Raw genomic sequence first — 21,598 nt, 5'->3', positions numbered from 1 at the left:
AAGGTGTCAACAGGCCCCGGACCTGCACTCCGGCAGAGTTGTCGGCGACAATTGATGGCGTCCGGATACTTCACCAGGGAATCATGGAGCCGTGGAACGACTGCGCGGATGGCCGGTCACCTTGACCGAGGGCCCGGTCGGGCTGCGCCCGCTGCGGCATCGGGACGCCGCCATCTGGCGCGAACTCCGGGTACGGAACGCCGAATGGCTGCGGCCCTGGGAGCCGACCAACCCCGAGACGCCGCTGTTCCGCAGCGGCCTCGGACCGTACGTGAGCATGGTGCACACCATGCGCCGGGAGGCCCGGCAGGGTCTCGCGCTGCCCTGGGTGGTCACCCACGAGGGCCGGTTCGCCGGTCAGCTGACCATCGGCGCGGTCGTCTGGGGCTCCGCCCGGTCGGCGCAGATCGGCTACTGGGTCGACCGCCAGGTGGCCGGCCGGGGGGTGATCCCGACCGCCGTCGCACTCGCCGTCGACCACTGTTTCTTCACGGTCGGGCTCCACCGTGTCGAGGCAAACATTCGTCCGGAGAACAGCGCCAGCCGCCGGGTGGTGGAAAAGCTGGGATTCCGGGAAGAGGGAATCCGGCGACGTCATCTGCACATCGACGGCGCGTGGCGTGACCACATCTGCTACGCCCTCACGGTCGAGGACGTGCCCGGCGGTCTGCGCTCGCGCTGGCTGGCCAGCACCAAACAGGCATTTCCGCGTTCGTCCTCGTCGCCCTGACACTTGGGTCCGCGCTGACTTTCGAGTTTGCGCGGGTGGTAAATATCCTGCGATCACGAAGAGTTGGCAAACAGAGAGTAACCGCGAGATCGATCTCGCGACACACCGCCCCTTATGCTCGTCAACCTCTAACAGCGACTCGTACCGTGCGGGTCGTGGCCCTGCTCCCAATGCACGTGCGCGCGCCGAGAGTCGGCCCGCATCTTCAGCGTGCCTGGGTGGTGAGCCGGTGAGCAGCACGGTTCTCTATCTGGCCATCGTCGCGGTGTGGGCCGTCGTCCTCGTGCCCATGTGGCTCCGCCGTGACACCGAGACGACCGGTTTCTCCAGGCTCCTTCACAAGAAAGCCGACGACACCCAAGAACTCACGCTCGAAGAGCCCACCCTCGAGGACGCCGAGGAGACCCTCGACGAGGACACGTCCCCGGCCCCGCGCCGCCGTCCCGGCCGCGCCGCCGTGATCGCCAGGCGCCGCCGCCGCACCACCGGCCTGCTCCTCCTGACCGTGACCTCTGTGATCGTGATCGCCACCGGCCTGGCCCCGTGGTGGGTCTCCGTGCCCCCCGTCCTCCTCCTGGCGGGCCACCTCTCGCTACTCCGCGTAGCCGTGCGCATGGACGTCGCGCAGCGCCGCGCCGAGGCCGAGGAACGGGCCCACGCCCGCGCCGCCGCCCGCCGCGCCGCCGCCGAAGCCGCCGCCGAGGACGCCGAGGTGATCGAACTCGTCCCCCACGTCGAAGAAGAGGTCTTCGACCAGTACGCCGACGACCGCCGCGTCGTGGGCGGCTGAGCGCTTACCGATGCGCGAAGCACCCCCAATGTTTGCTAACCTTGCGGAGTCCTTGGGGCTGTAGCGCAGTCCGGTAGCGCACCTCGTTCGCATCGAGGGGGTCAGGGGTTCAAATCCCCTCAGCTCCACCCAGGAACGCAGGTCAAAGGCCTGATCGGAACATCATCCGATCGGGCCTTGATCATTTGTCATCGAGTTCTCCGACGAGATGACGCGGCCGGTCAACTCGCCTGAGTCCGCGTCATCTGGAGCCGGCCGACTGGACGAACTGCTGGCTGGCGGCGTGTGGGGTTGCATGGCCGCGTAGCTTCCTCCGCCCTGCGCGCACTGCTCCGTTACCTCGGCAAAGATGACCGATCCACGGAACTCGAAGCGAACGCCGTACATGTTCAACCAGTAGAGGCGTGACCATCCCGGGCGCGACTTCGCCCTCTACCTCGTCCGCGCGCGTTCCGAGGGCCAGCGGGTCTTCATGCAGCGGCACATCCGGTTCGTGGCGCAGTGAGCGCGATCTGGGCTGGCCTGTTCGGGCTATGGGGTCAGGTTCTGCGCTTGGCGGAAGGTGTTGGTGTGGCGGGTGAAGAACTTGCCGAAGTTGGTGGGGTCGGTGAAGCCGAGGCGGCGGCCGATGTCGGCGATGGGGGCGTCCGTGTAGGCGAGCAGACGTTTGGCCTCCAGGACGACGCGGGCGTCGATGAGGTGCTTGGCGGGGTGGCCGGTGGCGGCGACGCAGGCGCGGGTGAGGTGTTTGACGGTGTAGCCGAGGCGGGCGGCGTAGTGCTCGGCGGAGCGGGTGATGGCGTAGGAGCGTTCGAGTTCGGCCTGGAACCGGCAGAAGAGTTCGGCGGTGGCGGAGTCGGCGCGATGGACATTTTCGGTGGGAAGTCGGTTGATGCGCAGGAGCAGGGTCGCCAGCAGGTGGCGGAGCAGGGCGACGGACATCGCGTGGGTGGGTGCGGAGCGTTCGGTGGCGATCTGGTCGATCGTGGCGGAGATCGCGGTGCGGTCGGGTTTGGGCGGCGTCCAGGAGGGGGCGGTGAGCCGCGGTTCTGCGCTGCCGAGGTTGGATGGGAAGTCGGCGGTGAACAGGACGACCTTGCCGTCGAGGTGGCCCGGGAGGTGGAAGCGGTGGGCCTGTCCCGGCCGTACCCACAGCAGGGTGCCGGGCCGGCAGGGGTGGGCGACGAAGTCGATCTCATGGTGGCCCTCCCCGGCAGTGATCAGGATGAGGGTGTGGAAGTCTGCCCGGTGCGCTGAGGTCAGCGTGTCGACGGGGATTCGGCCGGTGATGTCGGCCAGCGTTACGACCTCGATCCCCACAGGGCGGCCGTCGGCAGGGTGATATCCGATCTGACGCACACCAACTTGTCGCCGATTGACCATCACGGATCCCTTATTCACCACGCTGACCGTTGTTCTTATCGTCGCAAGCGTGGCACGGGGGTGTGAGTCACCATGCCGTGCGCACAGTTGGCGTCCGATCCCAAGGAGCACGATGAGCGACCCGGAGACGAACAAGGCCGCCATATCTTCCGATTCGACCCCAACGGCAAGATCGTCGAACACTGGGACGTCCTCCAGACCATCCCCTCAGCTTCCAAGAACGACAACTCCATGTTCTGACGACGGACGTCCAGGGCTTGCTGAGCCGTGTGCCGCGACGAGGGGCGCGCACGGCTCTGAGGGGGTGGTTGGTTGATGTTTGCCCAGGTTATTGCTTGCTGATCCCTTTTCTGAGGGTTTGTTGGGTGGTGCACTGGATGCACGTGGGCCAAAACGGGCCTGCGAGTCACGGGGGAGGGCATGCGCCATGGCTAAGTTCATGGACGTACACCACGGGTTCAGGGGCGTCACCGCCGCGCAGCTTCAGCAGGCGCACGACGCTGATGTGGCGATCCAGTCGGAGGAGGGCGTGACCTTCGAGCACGCCTGGGCGGATCCCGACTCGGGCCTGGTCTACTGCCTGTCCGAGGCGCCGTCCGCGGAGGCCGTACAGCGCGTCCACGAGCGGGCGGGGCATCGCGCCGACGAGATCCACATGGTTCCGCTCAGCGTGTAGCCGGGCTCCCTCTACGGTCTACGTATGGCCGGTAGAAGGGTGAGCATGGCGAACGAGTTGGCGGGCTTTCTGTACGAGGTAGGGCTCCTGAAGCGTTACAAGCGCACGGGCTGGCTCGTGGCGGGTGTGAAGGATCCGGAGAGCATCGCCGATCACTCGTTCCGGGCGGCGATCATCGCGAGCGTTCTCGCGGTGATGGAGGGCGCGAATCCTGAGCGCGCCGCGTTGCTCAGTCTTTTCCATGACAGTCAGGAGACGCGTCTCACTGACCTTCCCTATCTGGCCAAGCCGTATGTGACCAAGGCGGCCAACGAGCAGGTCACTGAACATCAGATGCGTGGCCTGCCCGGGCCGGTGACCGAGATGGTCACGGCTGTGGTGGGGGAGTACGAGGGCCAGGTCAGTGCCGAGGCGGTGTGCGCGCGTGACGCGGACAAGCTGGAGTGCCTCATTCAGGCCATGGAGTACCGGGAGCAGGGGAACCAGAACACCCAGCCGTGGGTCGACAGCTCCCTTGCTCAGCTCCAGACCGCGTCCGCCAAGCGTCTCGCCGAGGAGGCGCAGAAGACCGGATCTCTCGACTGGATCATGCGGGCCATGGGCGCCTAGAAAGTTCGCTCGCGGCGGTCACAGCTGGACCCGTCGTCTTGTCTACCTGTCGAACCCTCCGAGCCGCGGGGGGTGAGGCTGAGAGGACGGGACGATGGCACATGTTGTGATCATCGGAGGCGGGTTCGCGGGTGCGTGGAGCGCGGCGGGGGCGGCGCTGGCACGTGAACGGACGAACGGGGACACGGATCTGCGAATCACGCTGATCGCGCCGGGCGAGCACCTGGTGCTGCGGCCGCGGCTGTACGAGCCGGAGCCGGAGCTCGGCAAGGTGGAGCTCAGCAGGATTCTGGAGCCCATCGGTGTCGAGCATGTGCGGGCCTGGGTGAGCGCGATCGACACTGGCCGACGCGTGGTGGTGGCCGACGGCCAAGAGATCGGTTACGACCGGCTGGTACTGGCGGCGGGCAGCAAGCTCGTTCGGCCAGAGGGTCTGCCTGGCGCCGAGCGACTCTTCGACATCGACACGCTGGAGGGGGCACGGCGGCTCACCGATCATCTGCGCGGCCGGGAGAACTTCTCGGTGGTGGTCGTCGGGGGCGGATTCGTGGGCCTGGAGGCCGCGACCGAGCTGGCCGGGCGGGGCCGGGTGCTGCTGGTCGACCGGTCGCAGACGGTCGCGGCCCCGCTCGGCCCGGGTCCGCGCGAGGCGATCGAGGCGGCGCTGGACGAGCTGGGCGTCGAGCGCCGCCTGGGGACGACGGTGACGGAGGTCGGCGACGGATACGCCGTGCTGTCCGACGGCACCAGGGTCGAGGCGGACGCGGTGGTGTGGTCGGTGGGGATGCGGGCCAGCGAGCTCACCGGGCAGATCTCCGGTGAGCTCGACCACCTGGGCCGGGTGCCGGTGGATCAGCGGCTGCGGGCTTTGCCAGAGGTGTTCGTCGCCGGCGACACCGCCGCGGCGGCCTTCGACGACGAGCACATGGTCATGCAGGCCTGTCAGCACGCCACCCCGCTGGGCAAGGTCGCCGGATACAATGCGGCGGCCGACCTGGTGGGGGTGCCGCTGCGCGACTTCACCCCCGGCCCATACGTGACCTGCCTGGACCTGGGCGCCGCCGGTGCGATCTTCACCCGGGGCTGGGACCGCCGGGTGATGGCCTCGGGCACCGAAGGCAAGGAGGTCAAGAAGCGGATCAACCACCACATCCACCCGCCGGTCGACGACGCGACCAAGATCCTCGCCGCCGCCGACCGCGTCTACATCGAGCTGCCCTTCTTCCCCCGCGACGAGAAGAAGCCGGTCGCCGCCAAATGAACCCACCACGCGCTGGCACCGCCCGCCCCCGGCACGCCCAATGGATGCCTTCGCCCCCGATGCAAGCGTCCGCTCCGGCGCCCCCGGTGGCAGCGTCCACCCTGGGCACGCCCGATGGCAACGTCCGCCCGACGTGCCCGGTGGCATCGTGAGTCAGACGCGCCCGGTGACGGCATTCGCTCCCGCGCCCGGTGGAGCCTTCGCCCCCGGCACGCCCGATGGCGGTGTCCGCCCTCGGCGCGCCCGGTAAGGCTTTCGCCCTGGGCGCGCCCGGTGGCGGCGTCCACCCGACGTGCCCGGTGGAAGCGTGCGCCCCCGGCGCGCCCGGTGGTGGCGTGCGTCCCCTTGCGCTCAGTGAGGCGTTCGCCTCCGGTGAGGGCGTCCGCCCGGCGTCTGGTGGCAGCGTTCGCCCCCGGCGCCCCTGGCGGCGGCGTCCGCGCCCGGCGCGCCTGGTGGGGCTTTCGCTCTTTGCGCTCGGTGGGGCCTTCGCCTCCGGCGCGCTCGGTGACGGTGTTCCTCCGGCGTCCGGTGGTGGCGTCCGTCCTGGGCGTCCGGTGGCAGCATCGGGCTTCTGCCGCGTTCGGCGGGGACATTGTCCATGCGGTGATCGCCACGGGGCGGACTTCAGGCGTTGGCAAAGGGGCCCAGTTCTTTGGTTTGGGCCCCTTTGGTTGCCGCTCAGGCCTTGAGGAAGGCCTGGAGCGCTTCGTTCACCTCCTCGGCGTGCGTCCACAGGAGGCCGTGGGGCGCTCCGTCGATCTCGACGTAGGTGGCACTCGGGTGGATCTTGCGGAAGGCGCGGGCGGTGACGTCGATCGGCAGGATGCGGTCGGCCGTGCCGTGCAGCAGGAGGGTCGGGACGCCCGAGGCCGCGACGGCGGCGCTGTCGGCGCGGAAGTCGGTGATCCACGTCGGGACGGCGGCGGCCGAGGCGTGGGCGGACGCGCCGGCCGCGACGTTCCAGCTGGAGCGGAGCGCGGCCTCGCTGAGCCGGGTGCCGAGGTTCTCGTCGGTGTTGTAGAAGTCGGCGTAGAAGGCGTCGAAGTAGGCGTACCGGTCGGCCTTGACGGCGGCGAGGATGCCGTCGAACACGCTCTGGTCGACCCCGCCGGGGTTGTCGTCGGTCTTGAGCAGGAACGGTTCGAGCATGCCGAGGAACGCGGCCTTCGCGACGCGTTCGGTCCCGTAGGTGGAGATGTAGCGGGCGACCTCGCCGGTGCCCATCGAGAATCCGACCAGCACGGCGTCGCGCAGGTCGAGCGTGCGCATCAGGATGTCGAGGTCCGAGGCGAAGGTGTCGTAGTCGTAGCCCTTGGTCGGCTGGCTGGACCGGCCGAAGCCCCGCCGGTCGTAGGTGATGACCCGGTGCCCGGACTCCAGCAGCCCCGGAACCTGCTTCTCCCAGGAATGCCCGTCCAGCGGGTAGCCGTGGATGAGCACCACGGGACGGCCCGAGCCGTGGTCCTCGTAGTAGAGCTCGACCGGTGTCGTGTTCTCGGTGCCCACGGTGATGTACGCCATGTTCCTGCCCTTCTGTTCCGTAGCGGGTGATTCCCGCATTGAGGTGGAGCGTACACGATTACATCGTGTGCGAGCTAATCGCTGGCGATGTGCATTCGATTACACTGAGCGCATGGATCCCGAGTCGCCGCTGGCGGAGCTGCTCTGCTTCGACCTGTACGCCGCCTCCCGCAGCGTCACGTCCGTGTACCGCGTGCTCCTCGACCCGCTCGGGCTGACCTATCCGCAGTACCTGGTGATGCTCACGCTGTGGCGGCACGGCGAACGCACGGTCCGTGAGTTGGTGGACGAGCTCAGGCTCGACTACAACACCCTCTCACCGCTGCTCAAGCGGCTGGAGGCGCGCGGCCTGCTGGCACGGCGGCGCCGTCCGGACGACGAACGTTCCGTCACGATCCTCCTCACGGACGAGGGCCGGGCCCTGCAAGAGAAGACCCGCGACGTCCCCAAGGCCATCAGCGACGCCATGGGCCTCGACGACGCCGTGATCGCCGACCTGCAGGAAGTACTGCGCACCCTCACGTCCAACGCCACCGCCCACGCCGCCCACCTGAGCAGCAACACCGCCAAGTAACAGCCCTGGCCCGCGCAACGCCGCCGGGGGACGCGTTCACCCCCTAGCGCGTTCCCGGTCGCGGCTGACCAGGCCCGCCACTCGGCTGCGGTGCCGGTCGTCCATGACGGGTGAAGGCATTAGGCGTCACGGTTCCGCTGGGCTTTCTAGGGGGATGCGTAGGCATGTGGTGCCGCACAGGTCTAGCCAGGCGGCGTCTGGGCTTCGTACTAGGCGCAGCATGACCTCGTCGCAGCCTGGGCAACGCGCGACCAGGCCAGGGGCCGGGCCGTAGACGCGGAGTGAGGCCACCGGGCCGGTCATGCCGCAGGAGGCGCAGCGGCCCACGGCTGCCGAGACGTCGTTGGTGAAGATCTCGGCCAGCGGTCCGGCCAGGGCGTTGCCGTCGAGGTAGTCCATGTCAGTCTCCGGTGGGGCCGAAGCGTTCGGTCTTGATGCGGGCGGGGTCGTGGCCGAGCTCGACTAGGAGCGTGGCGGCGGCCTCGACGAAGCCGGTCGGGCCGCACACGTAGCAGTCGGCCGGGATGTGCGGACCGAAATCGGCGGCGGTGAGGCGGCCGGGCGGCCGCCGGTGGCCCTCCGGGGCGCTGCGGGTGTAGGCGAGCGTGACGGCCACGGCGGGGTCGGGACGCAGCTCATCGGCGTAGTAGAGCTGTTCGGGGGAGCGCAGGGCGTACACCAGCTTGAACGGGGTCTCCACCTGGGCGGCGCGGCGAGCCCGGATCATGGACATCAGGGGAACGATGCCCGCGCCTCCGGCCACCAGGAGCACCGGTTCAGGGACGGTGGGGCGCCAGACGAACCAGCCGCCTACGGGGCCGCGCAGCTCCAGTTCGTCGCCAGGCTCCATGTCCTGGGTGAGATAGGGCGAGACTTCGCCGTCGCTCACTCGCTGTACGGTGAGCTCCACGCCTTCTGGGGCGGCCAGGGAGTAGCTGCGGCGGGCGGTGTAGCCGTCCTCTGCGGTGAGCTTGACGTCGACGTGCTGGCCGGGGAGATGCCCGGCCCATCCAGGGACGTCGAAGACCAGTGTTCGGGCGGTGGGGTTCTCGTCGCGCACCTTGACCAGGCGCGCGGTGCGCCACTTAATCATCGGCGTAGCGCTGCTCGCGCCAAGGGTCGCCATAGTTGTTGTAGCCGGCGGTCTCCCAGAAGCCGGGCGAGTCCTCGTTCAATAGCTGGATGCTGCGTACCCACTTGGCCGACTTCCAGAAGTACAGATGAGGCACCAGCAGCCTGGCGGGGCCACCGTGCTGAGGCTGGAGCTCCTCGCCGCCGTAGCGGTAGGCGATCCAGGCCTTGCCGTCCAGGAGGTCTTCCAGCGGCAGGTTCGTGGTGTAGCCGCCATAGGAATGGACCAGTGCATACTCCGCCACCGTCTCGACGTCCTCCAGCAGCACGTCGAGGGAGACACCCTGCCACGTGGTGTCGAGCTTGGACCAGGTGGTCACGCAGTGGATGTCGACCGTCGGAGTCTCGGACGGCAGCGCCATCAGCTCCCGCCACGACCACCGGTGCACCTGCCCGGCCTCGGTCTCGACGGTGAACTCCCACTCTGACGGCAGGACGCGCGGAGTGGGCCCGGCGGAGAGCACGGGGAAGTCGTCGGTGAGGTACTGACCGGGCGGGAGCCGATCGTCCTCGCCACGGCGCCTGCCGTGGAACCCGCGTGTGAAGGTGGCCATGTCTCCCTCCTTGGTCGGCTGACCGGCGCAGACGGCTTCGGAGGGCCAGCTCGCCCGCCCACAGCATCGCAGACCGACCGCGACCCCGACCAACCACCCAGCCGTGTGCCCGCGGCCTGGGACGGAGCGCGGGGGTGGGGGGTCATCCGGAATGGGTGAGTTGGGGGCGGGGTGGGTTTGTCATGGTCGCGGCATGAGTGCTTATCCGGGGATTGAGGATCATGGGCTGATCGGCGATCTGCAGACCGCGGCGCTGGTCGGGGATGACGGGACGGTCGACTGGTTCTGCAGCCCGCGGTTCGACTCGCCGAGCCTGTTCGCCGCGTTGCTCGACCGGGAGAAGGGCGGGCGGTTCCGGATCGCGCCGGAGGGCGGCGATCACGTCGCCCGGCAGCTCTACCTGCCCGGGACGGCCGTGCTGGTCACCCGGTTCATGACCCCGGACGGGGTGGGCGAGGTCATCGACTTCATGCCGGTCGCGGGCACGGTGGCCACCGAGCGGCATCGGCTGGTCCGGCTGGTCCGGGTGGTGCGCGGGCAGATGCGGTTCGTCGTCGAGTGCGAGCCCGCGTTCGACTACGCGCGCCGGGACCACAAGACCGAGATCACCGAGAACGGCGCGGCGTTCCATGGGGACCTCATGAGCGTCAACCTGTCGGTGGTGCGGGCGGCGGGCGTGCCGCCGCGTCAGGGCGCGGAGCTCCAGGTCACCGAGCGCGGCGGCGTCCGGGCCGTGGTGTCGGCCTCGGCGGGGGAGGCGGGCGGTGTGGTGCTGGAGACGGCGCCGGACGGTCCGCCTCGGTTGTGGTCGCCGGGCGAAGCCCTTGGTTTGCTGGAGGAGACCCGGGACTTCTGGCGCGGGTGGGTCGGGCGGTCCCGCTACCGCGGCCGGTGGCGGGAGATGGTGGAACGGGCGGCCATGACGCTCAAGCTCATGACATACGCCCCCACGGGAGCGCTGATCGCCGCCCCGACCGCGGGCCTCCCCGAGCAGGTGGGCGGGGAGCGCAACTGGGACTACCGGTTCACGTGGGTGCGGGACGCCTCGTTCTCGGTGCACGCGCTGCTGGGGCTCGGGTTCGACCAGGAGGCGGAGGCGTTCCTGACCTGGCTCGGCCGGCGGGTCCGGGAGGCGGACGCGCCGCTGCAGATCATGTACCGGATCGACGGGTCGAGTGATCTGCGGGAGGAGGAGCTCTCCCATCTGGAGGGGTATCGCGGGTCACGGCCGGTCCGCATCGGGAACGGCGCGGCGCAGCAGACGCAGCTCGACATCTACGGCGAGGCCCTGGACTCGGTCTACCTCGCCGACACCCGGGGCCTGGGGATCGGCTACGAGGGCTGGGTCGGTCTCCGTCGTGTCGTCGACTGGCTGTGCGGCCACTGGGATCAACGTGACGCCGGGCTGTGGGAGACGCGCGGCGGGCCGAAGGACTTCGTCTACGGACGGCTCATGTCGTGGGTCGCGCTCGACCGGGCGGTACGGATCGCCCGTGACCGCGCGTTCCCCGCCGATCTCGAGCGCTGGGTGACGACGCGCGACGAGATCTATGTGCAGATCATGGAACGGGGCTGGAGCGCGGACCGGCAGGCGTTCGTCCAGCACTACGGCGGTGAGGTGCTCGACGCCTCGCTGCTGTACATGCCGCTCGTCGGCTTCGTCGCGCCGGACGACCCGCGATGGCGGTCCACGCTTCGCGCGATGGACGGGGAACTGGTCTCCGACAGCCTCGTCTACCGGTACGACCCGGCCGCGTCGCCCGATGGGCTGCGCGGGGCAGAGGGCACGTTCTCGATGTGCACGTTCTGGTACGTCGAGGCGCTAGCCCGGTCCGGACGGCTCGACGACGCGCGGCTCACCTTCGAGAAGATGCTCACCTACGGCAACCGTCTCGGCCTCTACTCCGAGGAGATCGGGCCCACGGGCGAGCAACTGGGCAACTTCCCGCAGGCCTTCAGTCACCTGGCTCTCATCACGGCGGCCATGCGTCTCGACCAGATGTTGTGATCAGCTGCGGGCCTGATCAGCTGCGGGCCTGATCAGTTGCGGGCCTGGCGGTCCAGGCCCCGGCGCACCGCTTCGACGAGGATGCGGGCGGCCAGGCCCACGATGATCAGGTCGCCGATCATCTGGACCATGGCGAGGATCCGGGCCGGTTCGGAGCGGGGGGCGATGTCCCCGAAGCCCACCGTCGCGAAGACGGTGACGGTGAAGTAGAGGGCGTCGGTCCTGCTCAGGGGCTCGGAGAAGGCGTCCCGCGAGCCGTTGTCCATGAGGCAGTACGCCAGCGCGAAGAGGACGAGAAACAGGACGACCGAGGTCATCAGGGCCTCGACGGCGCGCAGGCGGGGATGCGACGAGCGGACGATGGAGCGGGCGTGCCAGGTGAACAGGACGCCGAGCGCGACGAAGGAGCAGGCCAGCAGGACCGCGGTGGTCACGGTGAAGCTCCGGTCCAGCGGGATGACGTAGTACGTGGTCAGGAGGCACGCCGTCGTCACGGCCGGTCGTATCAGGGGCCGCAGCGGCGGGAGGCCTCCGCCGCGTCCCAGGCTCACCGGCGCTCCGGGTGTCGGGCTCATCGGCGCTCCGTGTCCCGGGCTCATCGGCGCTTCGCGTTCCCGGCTCACCGGCTCTCCGGGCGCCGGCGCGGGATCAGCAGGGCGACGACCCAGCCGATGAACGTGATCACCGCCATCATCGTGAGCGAGAGGGCGAACGGCCGTCCGCCCGGATGGGACGCGGCGACCAGGATCGAGCCCGCCAGCGCGGTGCCCAGCGACGATCCGAGGTTCGAGACGCTGCGCGAGAGGCCGGAGATGTCGCCCTGGTCGCGCTCGGGGAAGCTCGACTGCACCACGTTCACCGACGCGGTCAGCATGATCCCGATGCCGAGCCCGATCAGCAGCAGGCCCGGGGCGAACGTGAGGACGTTCGACTGCTCGCGCACCAGGAGGAGCAGCAGCCCGAAGCCGAGGAGCACCGTGCCGAAGCCCGCGCGGATCAGGCGTCGTTGCGAGTGCCGGTGCGCCATCCGCTCGGCGGCGGCGGAGGCGATGAGGATGCCGGCGGTGGCGGGGATCAGGGTGAGGCCCGTCTGGATCGCGTTGAAGCCCCGTACCTGCTGCAGGAAGACCGAGATGACAAAGAAGGTGCCCTGCATGGTGAGCCATTGGATCGTCTGCGTCGTCAGTCCCAGGTTGGACGTGCGGTCGCGGAACAGCCTGACGGACACCAGCGGGTTCTTGTGGTGCTTCTCCCTCTGCCGGACGTGAAGGAAGAACCAGCAGAGGATGGCCGCGCCGATCGCGATGAAGACCCAGACGGGGGAGATCCCGCCCTTGGGGATCAGCTCGACGTCTCCCACGGTGAACGCCTCGCGTGAGACGAACCAGCCGTAGGTGCCCGACTGGAGCACGCCCAGCACCACGAAGAAGAGCCCGGCCGCCGACAGGACCGCTCCCAGGCCGTCGAAGTGCGGCTTCGGCCCGGTTCTGGGAGGGTCGATGACGCGCCGGCTGAGGACGAGGATCCACGCGACGGCCAGTACCTGCGAGAGGAACGACGCGCGCCAGCCGATCGAGCTGGTGATCACGCCGCCGAGGAGGGGTCCCGCGGCCGAGCCCAGTCCGGCGGCGGCGCTGACGACCCCGAAGTACTTGGCCCGCGAGCCCGTGTCGTCGAAGGCCACCGTGATCAGGATGTAGATGGGCGGGATCAGCAGCGCCGAGCCGACGCCCTCCAGCAGCGAGTAGCCGATGACCATCAGGCCCAGGCCCTGGGCGAGCGTCGCCAGCAGGGCGCCGGTGCCGTAGACGACGAGCCCGGCGACGAAGCACGCCTTGCGGCCCCAGATGTCGGTGAGCTTGCTGCCGGCGATCATCAGGGCCGCCATGGTCAGCGTGAACAACGTGATCGTCGTCTGGATCCCGCGGACGGAGGTCCCGATGTCGTCGGCGATCGTGCTGATGGCCACGTTCATGTTCGTGGCGGCGTAGCTGCAGACGAACTGGGCGAACGCCAGCGGGAAGACCATCGCCCGCGCCGCCGTGGTCCGTTCTTCCGCTGTGCCGGTCACGGCAGGCGGCCGTTCGCGGCGCGTATGTCGTCCATCGTCACAGGATCGGCCGGACCCGCGCCGCGCCGGGTCATCCGCCGCGGGTGATTCCGGCGGCGGCAGGACGGGTGATGCTGCGGCCATGATCGAGGCCAACACCAGGAAGCACAGCTGGGCCCTCGGCCTGGCGGTCTTCGGCGGAATCATGATGCTGCTGGTCGGCATCCTCCAGGGGATCGCGGGCATCTCGGCGATCGCCCAGGACGACTTCTACGTCACCACCCCGAACTACGTCTTCGAGTGGGATCCGACCGCTTGGGGCTGGGTGCACCTCGGGATCGGCGTCCTGGTCGGCTTCGCCGCGTTCGGCGTCTTCGCGGGCATGGCATGGGCCCGCGCCGTCGGCATGGCGGTGGCGGCGGCGAGCGCGATCTCCAACTTCATGGGCATCCCCAACTACCCGGTCTGGTCCATCACGCTCATCGCCCTCGACGTGGCCGTGATCTGGGCCCTCGCCGTCTACATGCGTCCCTACCGGGACGGCTGAAGCTCCCTGCCGGAACAACGGCTCCCTGCCGGAACAACCGAAACCGGAGGTTCACATGTCAGAACAGATGTCCGCGCGGCGCCTGCGCGCCGAGCCCGAACGCGAGCCGGTCAGCGGGTGGGCCGTCGGATTCGCGGTCTTCGGCGGCGTCACGATGGCGCTGATCGGGACCTTCCAGGCGATCCAGGGATTCGCCGCGCTCCTGAAGGACGAGTTCTTCGTCGTGACGAAGAACTACGTGTACGACATCGACGTCACCGTCTGGGGCTGGATCCACCTGATCCTCGGCATCGTCGTCACGGTGGTCGGCTTCATGGTGCTGACGGGCGCCCTCTGGGCCCGGGTGCTCGGCATCGGGCTCGTCGCGGTGAACATGATCTCGCAGTTCCTGTTCATGCCGTACTACCCGGTGTGGAGCATCATCATGATCGCGCTCGACGCCCTGGTGATCTGGGCGCTGTGCGTCTACGACCGGTCGGCGGCCGAGGAGGCCGGCGCCTAAGCGAGGAGGCCGCGGGCGGTCCCTGTCCTGCCGTGGTCATCGGGGCCGCCCGCTTCCGGAAGGAGGATCCGTGGCGGTGCTGGCCGTTCTGGTGGCGATCCTCGTTTGCGCGGCCGCCGTCGGCGGGCTGCTCCTGTGGCGCCGGCGGCGCCGCCGGGCGTCGGCCGGTGCGGAGGAGTGGGTTCGGCGCGACGCGAGCGTCCGCAGCTGGGGAGCGCGTACGTGCGCCCACGACGCGGGCGTGCAGGTGGACGAGGCGGCGTGGGCGGAGATCGTGGAGCGGCTCAGACGGACGTCGAGCAGCTGAGGACGGATGTCGAGCGGCTGAGGCGGGCGGCTCCGGGGCTCGACTCCCGGAGCCACTCGCCCTTCGCCCGCCCGGCCGGGGGACGATGAACGGACGGGCTCGTCGTTCGTCAGCGGCGTCGTTCGTCGGCCGCGTCGTCCGTTAGCCACGTTCTCCGTCAGTCGCGGCGCCTGGCCACCCGGCGTGCGGTGCGCCGGCTCGTGCGCCGCGCCACCCTGCGTGCTCCGAACATCGTGTGCCTCCTGCGTACTCGGTCGCGTTCGTGCGGGTCAGTGCCCGCCCGTGTCAGTGCTCGCCCGTGTCAGTGGCGGTTCGCCGCGGCCGCGGTCTCCAGCGCGTGGAGCCGCTCCGCCTCCTCCGCCGTGTGGAGGCCGATCTCGACCAGATCGAGCGGGCTGATGAAGCCGTCGCTGATGCGGAACCCGCCCGCGCGCATGATGGCGTCGCGGAGCGGCACGGCCCAGTGGTGCTCGATCAGCAGCAGCGCGGCGGCGCTGTCGGCGGGAATGTCGGCCAGGACGTCCCAGGCCTCCCCGCTTTCCGGGAACACGGGCACGCCCTCGGCGGCGGCCTCGGCCCCGGCGATCGCGCCCGGCACCACACCTTCCTCGCCCTCGATGCCGAGCCCGATGAGGGCGCCGACCTTGCTCCCGAACTCGATCGCCTCGTCCCTGGTGAGGTTGCTGAGGTGCTCGACCTCGAGCGTCCCCTCCTTGTCCTTGTAGACGGCCAGCGCGTCGATCACGCGCACGGTGTCGCTCGCGCGCAGCCGTTCGAGCTCGGCGATGATCTCGCCCCGGAAGTCGGGGTGGTCGAAGCCCAGCACGATCAGCTGAACGGGTCCGATGGTCATGAGCCCACCTCCACACTCGGTGTCGGCACAACCTGTCACGGTCACGGAGGCGGCTCCTCCTCCGCCGTGGGTGATACGCCGGGCGTCCCGGCCCCGGACAGTGGGTTTCCATGAACGTGGTCGCGGATCCGGACACGACGAAGCGGGTGGACTACGCGGGAGCGGTGTACGGGTCCCTGCTGGCCGCGTCCGTGGTGGTCGGCAGCGCGCCGCGGAAACATCCGACGCCCGCGGGCGTGCTGGCCCTGCTGCTGTTGGCGACCGGTCTGGTCTTCTGGCTGGCGCACGTGTACGCGAGCCTGGCCGGTGATCGGGAACGCGGCGTACCGCTGAGCCGGGCGGAGGTCCGGGCGATCGGCCGGAAGGAGTGGCCGCTCGCCCAGGCGGCGTTCCCGCCCGCGCTCGCGGCGTTGTCGTGCGCGCTCCTGGGGTTGCCGGACGCGGCGGCGGCGTGGACGGCGCTGGCCGTGGCGCTGGTGAGCCAGGTGGGCTGGACGGTGATCGCGGGGACGAAGGCGGACGCCGGTCTCCTTCTGATCGTCGTCTCGGCGGCCGTCAACCTCGTGCTGGGCCTGGTGGTCGTCGCGCTCAAGGTGCTGCTGGCCCACTGAGGTCACCCCAGCGCGCCGAGGCCGTCCCCCATGCGCTGAGGCCGTCCCAGTGCACAGAGGTCATCCCTGGCGGGTGATGTCGCGGCGGGCCGGGCCGCATTCCCTGGTGCTGACACAAGCCCAGGATCAGGAAGGACGGGACCGCCATGGCGGATCTGATCGCGATCGGCTACCCGGACGAGACCACGGCGATCGACGCGGAGCGCGAGGTCCAGCGACTCAGCCGCGACCTGGTCATCCAGCCCGACGCGGTCGCGGTGATCACCCGTGACCAGGAGGGCAAGTTCCATGTCACCACCAACCACCACGCGGTGGCGGGCGGCGCGACGTGGGGCATGTTCTGGGGGCTGCTGTTCGGCATGCTCTTCTTCGTCCCGTTCTTCGGGATGGCCCTCGGCGCCGGCATGGGCGCGCTCATGGGCAAGATCGAGAAGTCCGGGATCGACAAGCAGTTCCAGGAGCAGGTGCGGGCCATGCTCAAGCCGGGCACCTCGGCGCTCTTCCTCGTGGTCGACAAGGTCACGCCGGACAAGGCCGTGGAGGCCATGAGCAAGTACGGCGGCACCGTGCTCAAGTCGTCGCTGTCGAAGGAGACCGAGAACGAGCTGCAGCAGGCGCTGCACGGCGAGCCCACCGCCTGAACGCCACCAGACGAGCTCCGAACCAGACCAGCCTCGGACCAGACCAGCTTCGGACGAGAAGGCCCGGCCGACCGGCCGGGCCTTCTCAGCTCGGGCCTTCTCATCTGGCGGAGTCACCCAGCGGGGGTGATGGGCTCGGCCGGGCGGGTGCGTTCGATGGAGTACGCCCCGGTGTCCCTGCCGTGGGCCTGTGCATGGGAGGTGTCCCAATGGTTCGTTCAGCGGGATCGCGCCGGACGAGTGGCTGGACCGTGGGCTTCGTGCTCTTCGCCGGGATCATGATGATCATGAGTGGGGTGTTCGAGGCGATCGCGGGCTTCGCGGCCATCCTGGAAGACGAGTTCTACGTGACGACCCCCAACTACGCCTACGAGTTCGACGCGACCGTGTGGGGCTGGATCCACCTGGCGCTCGGCATCGTCGTCGCGGCGGCCGGAGCGGGCGTCATGGCCGGGCAGGTGTGGGCCCGCGTCGTCGGCATCGGCATGGCGGTGCTCAGCGCCATCGCCAACTTCTTCTTCATCCCCTACTACCCGTTCTGGTCGCTGGTCATGATCGCGCTCGACGTCTTCGTGATCTGGGCGCTGTGCGTGTACGGGCGGGACGAGGCGCGGGGGTGACGCGGGGGTGACAAGGCGCGGGGGGTAGCGCCGCGGACGCTGCCGCGCGGGGTCAGGGGCCCTGCGCGGGGCGCCGGGTGTAGGCGATCTGCGGCAGCAGAGTCATGATCATGATGCCGATGGACAGGTTGATCAGGCCGGTCGCGATCTGGCTGGAGATCGGCGCGTCGGTGGTGAACGGGACGACGGCCAGGCTGAGCGTCACCAGCCCCACGATCCAGGAGAAGAAGCCGAGCGGATCGGGCGTCAGCGTGATCAGGATCTGCAGGATGAGCGTGGAGATCAGGGCGCCCATGAACGCCATCACCACGTAGCCGCCGGTGGGCGATCCCCCCACGGTGCCCTCGCGTTCAGGCGAGAGCAGCTCGACGTTGAAGACGCCGCGGGCGATGAGCACGCCGACGAACGCGACGAGGGCCGTGACGCAGGCCGTGGCCAGACCGCCGGCCCACAGCTTGGAGGCGTCGGCCGCCTGTGTCTCCTGGCTGGGCTGCTGGTACATCGACATGGCGATCTCCTCATGTCCGGGATTACCCCGGAACCTAGGTGCCGCGAAGAAGGGCTCGGCTCACCCCGCGGGGGTGATTGACGGGCGTGGAACGCCGGACGCACTCGCGGGGTCCGTTCGGAGCCGGTCCTGACCCCTCGTGACCTGACGTGGTCGGCTGCGTGGCCTCACGTGGTCGGCTGCGCCGCGTCCGCCCGGCGCAGCATCCGGCCGAGGACCGGCCAGCAGGCCATCCCGAGCAGGATCGGGCCCAGGTAGGTGAACATGCGGAACAGGAACACGCCGCCCACGATCTCGTTCTCGGCCGCGCCGCCGGAGGCCCACATCAGGCTGGAGATGTAGAGCGCCTCGGTGACCCCGACGCCGCCCGGCGTGATCTCGATGATGGTGAGCAGCCGGACGAACGCGTACACGGCGAAGATGTCGATCGCGGTCAGCGTGATGCGCCCGGCGCCGACCGCCCGCAGCGACAGCAGCAGGACGACGAAGGTCGTGATCTCCTTGGTGGCGATGGCGCTGGTCAGGCCGAGCCAGTGGCGCTGGATCGAGTCGCGCAGATCGAAGCGGAAGTCCACCACGGCCTGCGCGTAGTCCTGCGGGCTGGGCTCCTGCTTGGCCAGGCCGCGCGCCCAGTTGACCGTACGGCCCGTCCCCGCGCCGATGCGGCGGGCGAACGCCTCGCTGTGCAGGATCAGCCCGGCGACGACGATCCCGGCGAGGGTGATGACCAGCCCGGCGAGAACGAGCACCAGGACCTTCCCGGGGATGTCGCGCTGCGTTGCCAGCAGCCCGATGGCGGCGGTCGGCAGCAGCAGCACGATCGCGTTGTTCCAGAGGCCGTTGACGATGGTCGAGCGGCCGAAGTCCTCGGTGGTGAGGCCGAAGCGCCGGTAGGTGACGTACCGGGACGCCGTGCCCGACGGGCCGGGCACGGTGTTGGAGATCAGCGCCGAGGTCTCCTGGGCCAGGAACGACTGCCGCAGCCCGAGCCGGTGGATCAGGATCACCGGCGGCGTCGACTTGAGCGACTCGATGATGAGGACGAGCCCGACCAGGCCGGCGGCCGCGGCCACGTCGAGCTGCTGGATCGCGTCCCAGATCTCGGCGTAGTCGGCGAACTCCGGGATCAGCACACCGAAGATCAGATAGAGCACCAGCAGCGTGAGGGCGATCCGCACCAGTGACTGGAGCGGGGAGGATCTCTTGCTCTCCAGGACCTTCGGCTTGCCGATCTTCTCCGCCATCTCATCCTCCCGGCGGTGCCGGCGGCAGCCTGCGCACTTCGATCAGCTCGAAGCCGAGCGCCTGGATCCGCGCGAGCACGCCGTACAGCGCGGCCTGGTCCAGATCCGAGCCGCACAGCACGGTCTCGACCGGATTGAGGGTGACCGTGAGGTCGTCGAAGGCGCCGTGGAAGGTCTCGCTGACGCGACCTTTGATCCTTATCTCGTAGGAGCCGGTCTGCTCGGCCGGCCCGTCAGGGAACTTCTTCATGTCCCCCCTTGGCGCGAGGCGCCGTCGGCGCGAGGAAACCTCAAGCATCTTCGGGAAGTCGCGAGTCCGAGTCACTCATCACGGGTGATCCCGCGATCGATTCAGCGGGCTCGTCCATCGGGCTCGTCGATCTCGTCCGGCGGACTCGTCGATCGAGCTCGCCGGGCTCATCCGCGGCGGGTGATACCGGCGGGCCCGCCTCGGCCCGACACTGCCGCCATGGACAGCGCCACGAAGCAGGAGTGGGCCTTCGGGCTCGCGATGTTCGCCGGGCTCATGCTCATCATCATCGGGCTCTTCCAGTCGATCGCCGGCGGCACGGCGATCTTTAACGACAAGTTCTACGCCGCCACCCGCAACTACGTCTTCGAATGGGACGCCACCGCGTGGGGCTGGGTGCACCTGCTCGTGGGCGTGCTGCTGTTCGCCGCCGGGTGGGCGGTCTTCGCGGGCATGACCTGGGCCCGCGTGGTCGCGATCGGCGCGCTGGGGGCGAGCGCGGTCGCGAACTTCCTCAGCCTCCCGGCGTACCCCGCCTGGGCCATCATGATCATCATGATGGACGTCGTGTGCGTCTGGGCCCTGACGGTCTACATGCGTCCCTATCGCGAGGACTGAGTACCGCCCCTACCGAGCGGCCTCCGCCGGATGGGAGCGATGGGCGGTCAGCGTCACCAGCAGCTCGTAGCCGGCGAGCAGGACCGCGATCACGATCAGCCCCGTCCAGGAGGACACCAGCAGCGCGACCGCGGCCGCCACGACGATCCCGCCGACGCGGAGGGCGTCCATGTGGCGGGTGATCCACGCGCGGAGGACGGTGCTCGTCGCGACCGTCCGCGTCGTCGCCGCGGCCGACCGGGCTCCGCGCACGGTCTGCCCGCGCAGCAAGACCGGCAGCCGCCCGGGTCCGACGAGGTAGGCCACGACCGCCACGACGATGCCCGTCCAGAGGATCCAGTCGCCCCACGCCCGCAGATCGGTGAGCGTCTCGTAGATCGCGACGGACGCCCCCTCGCGGTAGACGCCCGCGGGCACGAGCCCGAGCAACTGGTCTCGCACGGCGCGCAGGACGTTCGTCAGGACGAGCACCGCGATCGTGAGCCACAGGCCGAACTGCAGGATCGTCCGGCGCCGGTTCGGTGAGATCCAGATCGCCAGGCCGAGGGCCAGGATCGTGCCGGCGACCAGCAGCCCGACCGAGCGCTTGAACGTCACCACGGCCTCCTGGAGCTGGCCGAGCCGGTCCCGGTTGTAGAGCTTGATCTGGGCGAAGTCGGCCGGCAGATTCACGCCCAGGGCCGTCTCGATGCGCTGCTCCAGGCCCGGCGGGACCTGGCCTGACGTGAGCGCCGGGAGGTCCAGCTTCTTGCCGAACATCGTCGGAAGCTGCTGCTCAAGTGTGAGGAGCAGATCGTTCACGATGGGAAGCAGATTCAGCGTCACCGTGCTGCCTGCGACCGAGACCGTGCCGCTGCGGTTCTCCAGGATCGCCATGATCTGGGCGTGCGCGAACCGGTTGGCGGCCTCCCACTGCGCCTGGAACTGCGAGGTCTGCATGAACTTCTGGATCATGGTGCGCATGTAGTCGCGCACGGCCGTGGTCACCGGAGCCGAGAGGAAGGCCGCTTTCGGCGGCAGTGACTGGGCCAGCCGCTGCTGCACGTTGAGCGCGTTGAAGACCTCGGTGGTGAGGTACTCCGACACGGCCGCCGCCACGGCGGGCTCCTGCGGCAGCGTTTCCACTGTCGCGACCCAGTGGTCGGTCTTGAGCGTCGTCCGCGCGCCCCAGACGCCGATCGCCGAGCAGACGACGCCGAACCCGGCGAGCGCGACGAGGACGGCCGCGAGGACGCTCCGGACGGCGAGCCATCGGCTGCGGCGCTGCTCCCGGGTGTCGAGCCGTTCGCGCAGGCTCGTGACCTCCGCACGGAGCCGGTCCAGCTCCGCCCGCTCAGGTGCCGCCGACGGCCTCGGCGCGTCCGGCGCGTCCGGCGTGCTTGGCGCGTCCGGCCCGTCCGGCAAGCTCGGCGGGTTCGGTGCGTCCGGCGGTCTTGGGGCGTCTGGCGGGTTCGGCGCGGCCGGTGGGCTCTGCGCGGACGTGGGCGCGTTCACGTCGCCGCTTCTCGGTTCCCCGCTCATCGACAGCACCTCGCACGCGTAGCGTTGACCCGGTCCGGGCCGTCCAGGGGGCGATGGTCGGTCCGCGGCGGGCACGCGGCCTCACACCT

At 69.5% G+C, this 21,598-nt stretch carries 27 protein-coding genes and 1 tRNA gene; 16 read left to right on the top strand and 12 right to left on the bottom strand.

The window, feature by feature from the left end; all coding sequences use genetic code 11:
• Positions 1–100: 100 nt before the first annotated feature.
• From ACGFNU_RS44805 to ACGFNU_RS44795, 3 genes are all read left to right on the top strand, one after another.
• Positions 101–730: a GNAT family N-acetyltransferase gene (locus ACGFNU_RS44805; protein ID WP_392603003.1), complete on the top strand. Its 630-nt coding sequence runs from the start codon at positions 101–103 to the stop codon at positions 728–730.
• 229 nt (positions 731–959) lie between these two features.
• Positions 960–1,520, top strand: a complete 561-nt coding sequence (locus ACGFNU_RS44800; protein WP_392602790.1) for a hypothetical protein — start codon at positions 960–962, stop codon at positions 1,518–1,520.
• Positions 1,521–1,574: 54 nt separating this feature from the next.
• A tRNA-Ala gene (locus tag ACGFNU_RS44795) sits at positions 1,575–1,648 on the top strand.
• 403 nt (positions 1,649–2,051) lie between these two features.
• Here the strand turns inward: ACGFNU_RS44795 and ACGFNU_RS44790 are convergent.
• On the bottom strand, positions 2,052–2,840 hold the full coding sequence (locus tag ACGFNU_RS44790) for a helix-turn-helix domain-containing protein (RefSeq protein ID WP_392602789.1): 789 nt from the start codon (positions 2,838–2,840) through the stop codon (positions 2,052–2,054).
• Positions 2,841–2,975: 135 nt separating this feature from the next.
• On the opposite strand from ACGFNU_RS44790, the gene ACGFNU_RS44785 reads away from it, so the two are divergent.
• The 4 genes from ACGFNU_RS44785 to ACGFNU_RS44770 all read left to right on the top strand — a co-directional run bounded on the left by ACGFNU_RS44785 (position 2,976) and on the right by ACGFNU_RS44770 (position 5,449).
• Positions 2,976–3,143 (top strand): hypothetical protein, encoded by a 168-nt coding sequence (locus tag ACGFNU_RS44785; RefSeq protein ID WP_392602788.1) that lies wholly within the window; start codon positions 2,976–2,978, stop codon positions 3,141–3,143.
• A 187-nt stretch (positions 3,144–3,330) separates the two neighbouring features.
• Positions 3,331–3,579, top strand: a complete 249-nt coding sequence (locus ACGFNU_RS44780; RefSeq protein ID WP_392602787.1) for an SCO4226 family nickel-binding protein — start codon at positions 3,331–3,333, stop codon at positions 3,577–3,579.
• A 45-nt stretch (positions 3,580–3,624) separates the two neighbouring features.
• Positions 3,625–4,188 carry an HD family hydrolase gene (locus ACGFNU_RS44775; RefSeq protein ID WP_392602786.1) on the top strand — a complete coding sequence of 188 codons (564 nt, stop codon included), beginning with the start codon at positions 3,625–3,627 and terminating at the stop codon, positions 4,186–4,188.
• Positions 4,189–4,282: 94 nt separating this feature from the next.
• Positions 4,283–5,449: an NAD(P)/FAD-dependent oxidoreductase gene (locus tag ACGFNU_RS44770; RefSeq protein WP_392602785.1), complete on the top strand. Its 1,167-nt coding sequence runs from the start codon at positions 4,283–4,285 to the stop codon at positions 5,447–5,449.
• Between the two features lie 678 nt (positions 5,450–6,127).
• Here ACGFNU_RS44770 and ACGFNU_RS44765 read toward each other — a convergent pair.
• Complete coding sequence (locus ACGFNU_RS44765; protein WP_392602784.1) at positions 6,128–6,970, bottom strand: alpha/beta fold hydrolase; 843 nt, start codon at positions 6,968–6,970, stop codon at positions 6,128–6,130.
• A 112-nt stretch (positions 6,971–7,082) separates the two neighbouring features.
• On the opposite strand from ACGFNU_RS44765, the gene ACGFNU_RS44760 reads away from it, so the two are divergent.
• Positions 7,083–7,544: a MarR family winged helix-turn-helix transcriptional regulator gene (locus ACGFNU_RS44760; RefSeq protein WP_392602783.1), complete on the top strand. Its 462-nt coding sequence runs from the start codon at positions 7,083–7,085 to the stop codon at positions 7,542–7,544.
• A gap of 126 nt (positions 7,545–7,670) precedes the next feature.
• Here the strand turns inward: ACGFNU_RS44760 and ACGFNU_RS44755 are convergent, their stop codons facing one another.
• The 3 genes from ACGFNU_RS44755 to ACGFNU_RS44745 are packed head-to-tail and all read right to left on the bottom strand — an operon-like array spanning position 7,671 to position 9,229.
• On the bottom strand, positions 7,671–7,943 hold the full coding sequence (locus ACGFNU_RS44755; RefSeq protein ID WP_392602782.1) for a DUF6510 family protein: 273 nt from the start codon (positions 7,941–7,943) through the stop codon (positions 7,671–7,673).
• 1 nt (position 7,944) lies between these two features.
• Positions 7,945–8,637, bottom strand: a complete 693-nt coding sequence (locus ACGFNU_RS44750) for a ferredoxin reductase (protein ID WP_392602781.1) — start codon at positions 8,635–8,637, stop codon at positions 7,945–7,947.
• Positions 8,630–9,229: a sulfite oxidase-like oxidoreductase gene (locus ACGFNU_RS44745; protein ID WP_392602780.1), complete on the bottom strand. Its 600-nt coding sequence runs from the start codon at positions 9,227–9,229 to the stop codon at positions 8,630–8,632. Before ACGFNU_RS44745 ends, ACGFNU_RS44750 begins: the two co-directional genes overlap by 8 nt.
• Before the next feature lie 193 nt (positions 9,230–9,422).
• Here ACGFNU_RS44745 and ACGFNU_RS44740 point away from each other — a divergent pair, with 193 nt between their 5' ends.
• Positions 9,423–11,237, top strand: coding sequence for a glycoside hydrolase family 15 protein (locus ACGFNU_RS44740; protein ID WP_392602779.1), 1,815 nt, complete (start codon positions 9,423–9,425; stop codon positions 11,235–11,237).
• A gap of 32 nt (positions 11,238–11,269) precedes the next feature.
• Here ACGFNU_RS44740 and ACGFNU_RS44735 read toward each other — a convergent pair whose 3' ends face one another.
• Positions 11,270–11,812, bottom strand: coding sequence for a potassium channel family protein (locus ACGFNU_RS44735; RefSeq protein ID WP_392602778.1), 543 nt, complete (start codon positions 11,810–11,812; stop codon positions 11,270–11,272).
• A gap of 44 nt (positions 11,813–11,856) precedes the next feature.
• Complete coding sequence (locus tag ACGFNU_RS44730) at positions 11,857–13,308, bottom strand: MFS transporter (protein WP_392602777.1); 1,452 nt, start codon at positions 13,306–13,308, stop codon at positions 11,857–11,859.
• Between the two features lie 121 nt (positions 13,309–13,429).
• On the opposite strand from ACGFNU_RS44730, the gene ACGFNU_RS44725 reads away from it, so the two are divergent.
• From ACGFNU_RS44725 to ACGFNU_RS44715, 3 genes are all read left to right on the top strand, one after another.
• Complete coding sequence (locus ACGFNU_RS44725) at positions 13,430–13,834, top strand: hypothetical protein (RefSeq protein ID WP_392602776.1); 405 nt, start codon at positions 13,430–13,432, stop codon at positions 13,832–13,834.
• Positions 13,835–13,889: 55 nt separating this feature from the next.
• A complete protein-coding gene (locus ACGFNU_RS44720; RefSeq protein ID WP_392602775.1) occupies positions 13,890–14,336 on the top strand; it encodes a hypothetical protein in 447 nt (148 codons plus the stop codon).
• Positions 14,337–14,406: 70 nt separating this feature from the next.
• Positions 14,407–14,643, top strand: coding sequence for a hypothetical protein (locus ACGFNU_RS44715; protein ID WP_392602774.1), 237 nt, complete (start codon positions 14,407–14,409; stop codon positions 14,641–14,643).
• A 301-nt stretch (positions 14,644–14,944) separates the two neighbouring features.
• Here ACGFNU_RS44715 and ACGFNU_RS44710 read toward each other — a convergent pair whose 3' ends face one another.
• On the bottom strand, positions 14,945–15,496 hold the full coding sequence (locus ACGFNU_RS44710) for a hypothetical protein (RefSeq protein ID WP_392602773.1): 552 nt from the start codon (positions 15,494–15,496) through the stop codon (positions 14,945–14,947).
• Positions 15,497–15,606: 110 nt separating this feature from the next.
• On the opposite strand from ACGFNU_RS44710, the gene ACGFNU_RS44705 reads away from it, so the two are divergent.
• The 3 genes from ACGFNU_RS44705 to ACGFNU_RS44695 all read left to right on the top strand — a co-directional run bounded on the left by ACGFNU_RS44705 (position 15,607) and on the right by ACGFNU_RS44695 (position 17,368).
• Positions 15,607–16,107, top strand: a complete 501-nt coding sequence (locus ACGFNU_RS44705) for a hypothetical protein (protein WP_392602772.1) — start codon at positions 15,607–15,609, stop codon at positions 16,105–16,107.
• A gap of 146 nt (positions 16,108–16,253) precedes the next feature.
• Positions 16,254–16,748 (top strand): DUF1269 domain-containing protein, encoded by a 495-nt coding sequence (locus ACGFNU_RS44700; RefSeq protein WP_392602771.1) that lies wholly within the window; start codon positions 16,254–16,256, stop codon positions 16,746–16,748.
• A 209-nt stretch (positions 16,749–16,957) separates the two neighbouring features.
• Entirely contained in the window at positions 16,958–17,368 is a 411-nt protein-coding gene (locus ACGFNU_RS44695; protein WP_392602770.1) for a hypothetical protein, read from the top strand.
• A gap of 52 nt (positions 17,369–17,420) precedes the next feature.
• Here the strand turns inward: ACGFNU_RS44695 and ACGFNU_RS44690 are convergent, their stop codons facing one another.
• The 3 genes from ACGFNU_RS44690 to ACGFNU_RS44680 all read right to left on the bottom strand — a co-directional run bounded on the left by ACGFNU_RS44690 (position 17,421) and on the right by ACGFNU_RS44680 (position 19,370).
• The gene (locus ACGFNU_RS44690) at positions 17,421–17,876 is read right to left on the bottom strand and encodes a DUF6069 family protein (protein WP_392602769.1); all 456 of its coding nucleotides are present in this window, start codon (positions 17,874–17,876) and stop codon (positions 17,421–17,423) included.
• A 167-nt stretch (positions 17,877–18,043) separates the two neighbouring features.
• Positions 18,044–19,120, bottom strand: a complete 1,077-nt coding sequence (locus tag ACGFNU_RS44685) for a YbhN family protein (protein ID WP_392602768.1) — start codon at positions 19,118–19,120, stop codon at positions 18,044–18,046.
• A gap of 1 nt (position 19,121) precedes the next feature.
• The gene (locus ACGFNU_RS44680) at positions 19,122–19,370 is read right to left on the bottom strand and encodes a hypothetical protein (RefSeq protein ID WP_392602766.1); all 249 of its coding nucleotides are present in this window, start codon (positions 19,368–19,370) and stop codon (positions 19,122–19,124) included.
• A gap of 219 nt (positions 19,371–19,589) precedes the next feature.
• Here ACGFNU_RS44680 and ACGFNU_RS44675 point away from each other — a divergent pair, with 219 nt between their 5' ends.
• Positions 19,590–19,988 (top strand): hypothetical protein, encoded by a 399-nt coding sequence (locus ACGFNU_RS44675; RefSeq protein WP_392602764.1) that lies wholly within the window; start codon positions 19,590–19,592, stop codon positions 19,986–19,988.
• Positions 19,989–19,997: 9 nt separating this feature from the next.
• Here the strand turns inward: ACGFNU_RS44675 and ACGFNU_RS44670 are convergent, their stop codons facing one another.
• Positions 19,998–21,509: a hypothetical protein gene (locus tag ACGFNU_RS44670; RefSeq protein WP_392602762.1), complete on the bottom strand. Its 1,512-nt coding sequence runs from the start codon at positions 21,507–21,509 to the stop codon at positions 19,998–20,000.
• Positions 21,510–21,598: the final 89 nt, after the last annotated feature.

This window comes from Spirillospora sp. NPDC048911, assembly GCF_043198015.1.
Classification (GTDB): domain Bacteria; phylum Actinomycetota; class Actinomycetes; order Streptosporangiales; family Streptosporangiaceae; genus Spirillospora.
The sequence above is the reverse complement of the archived record's forward strand: the minus strand, read 5'-3'. Positions and strand labels throughout refer to the sequence as shown.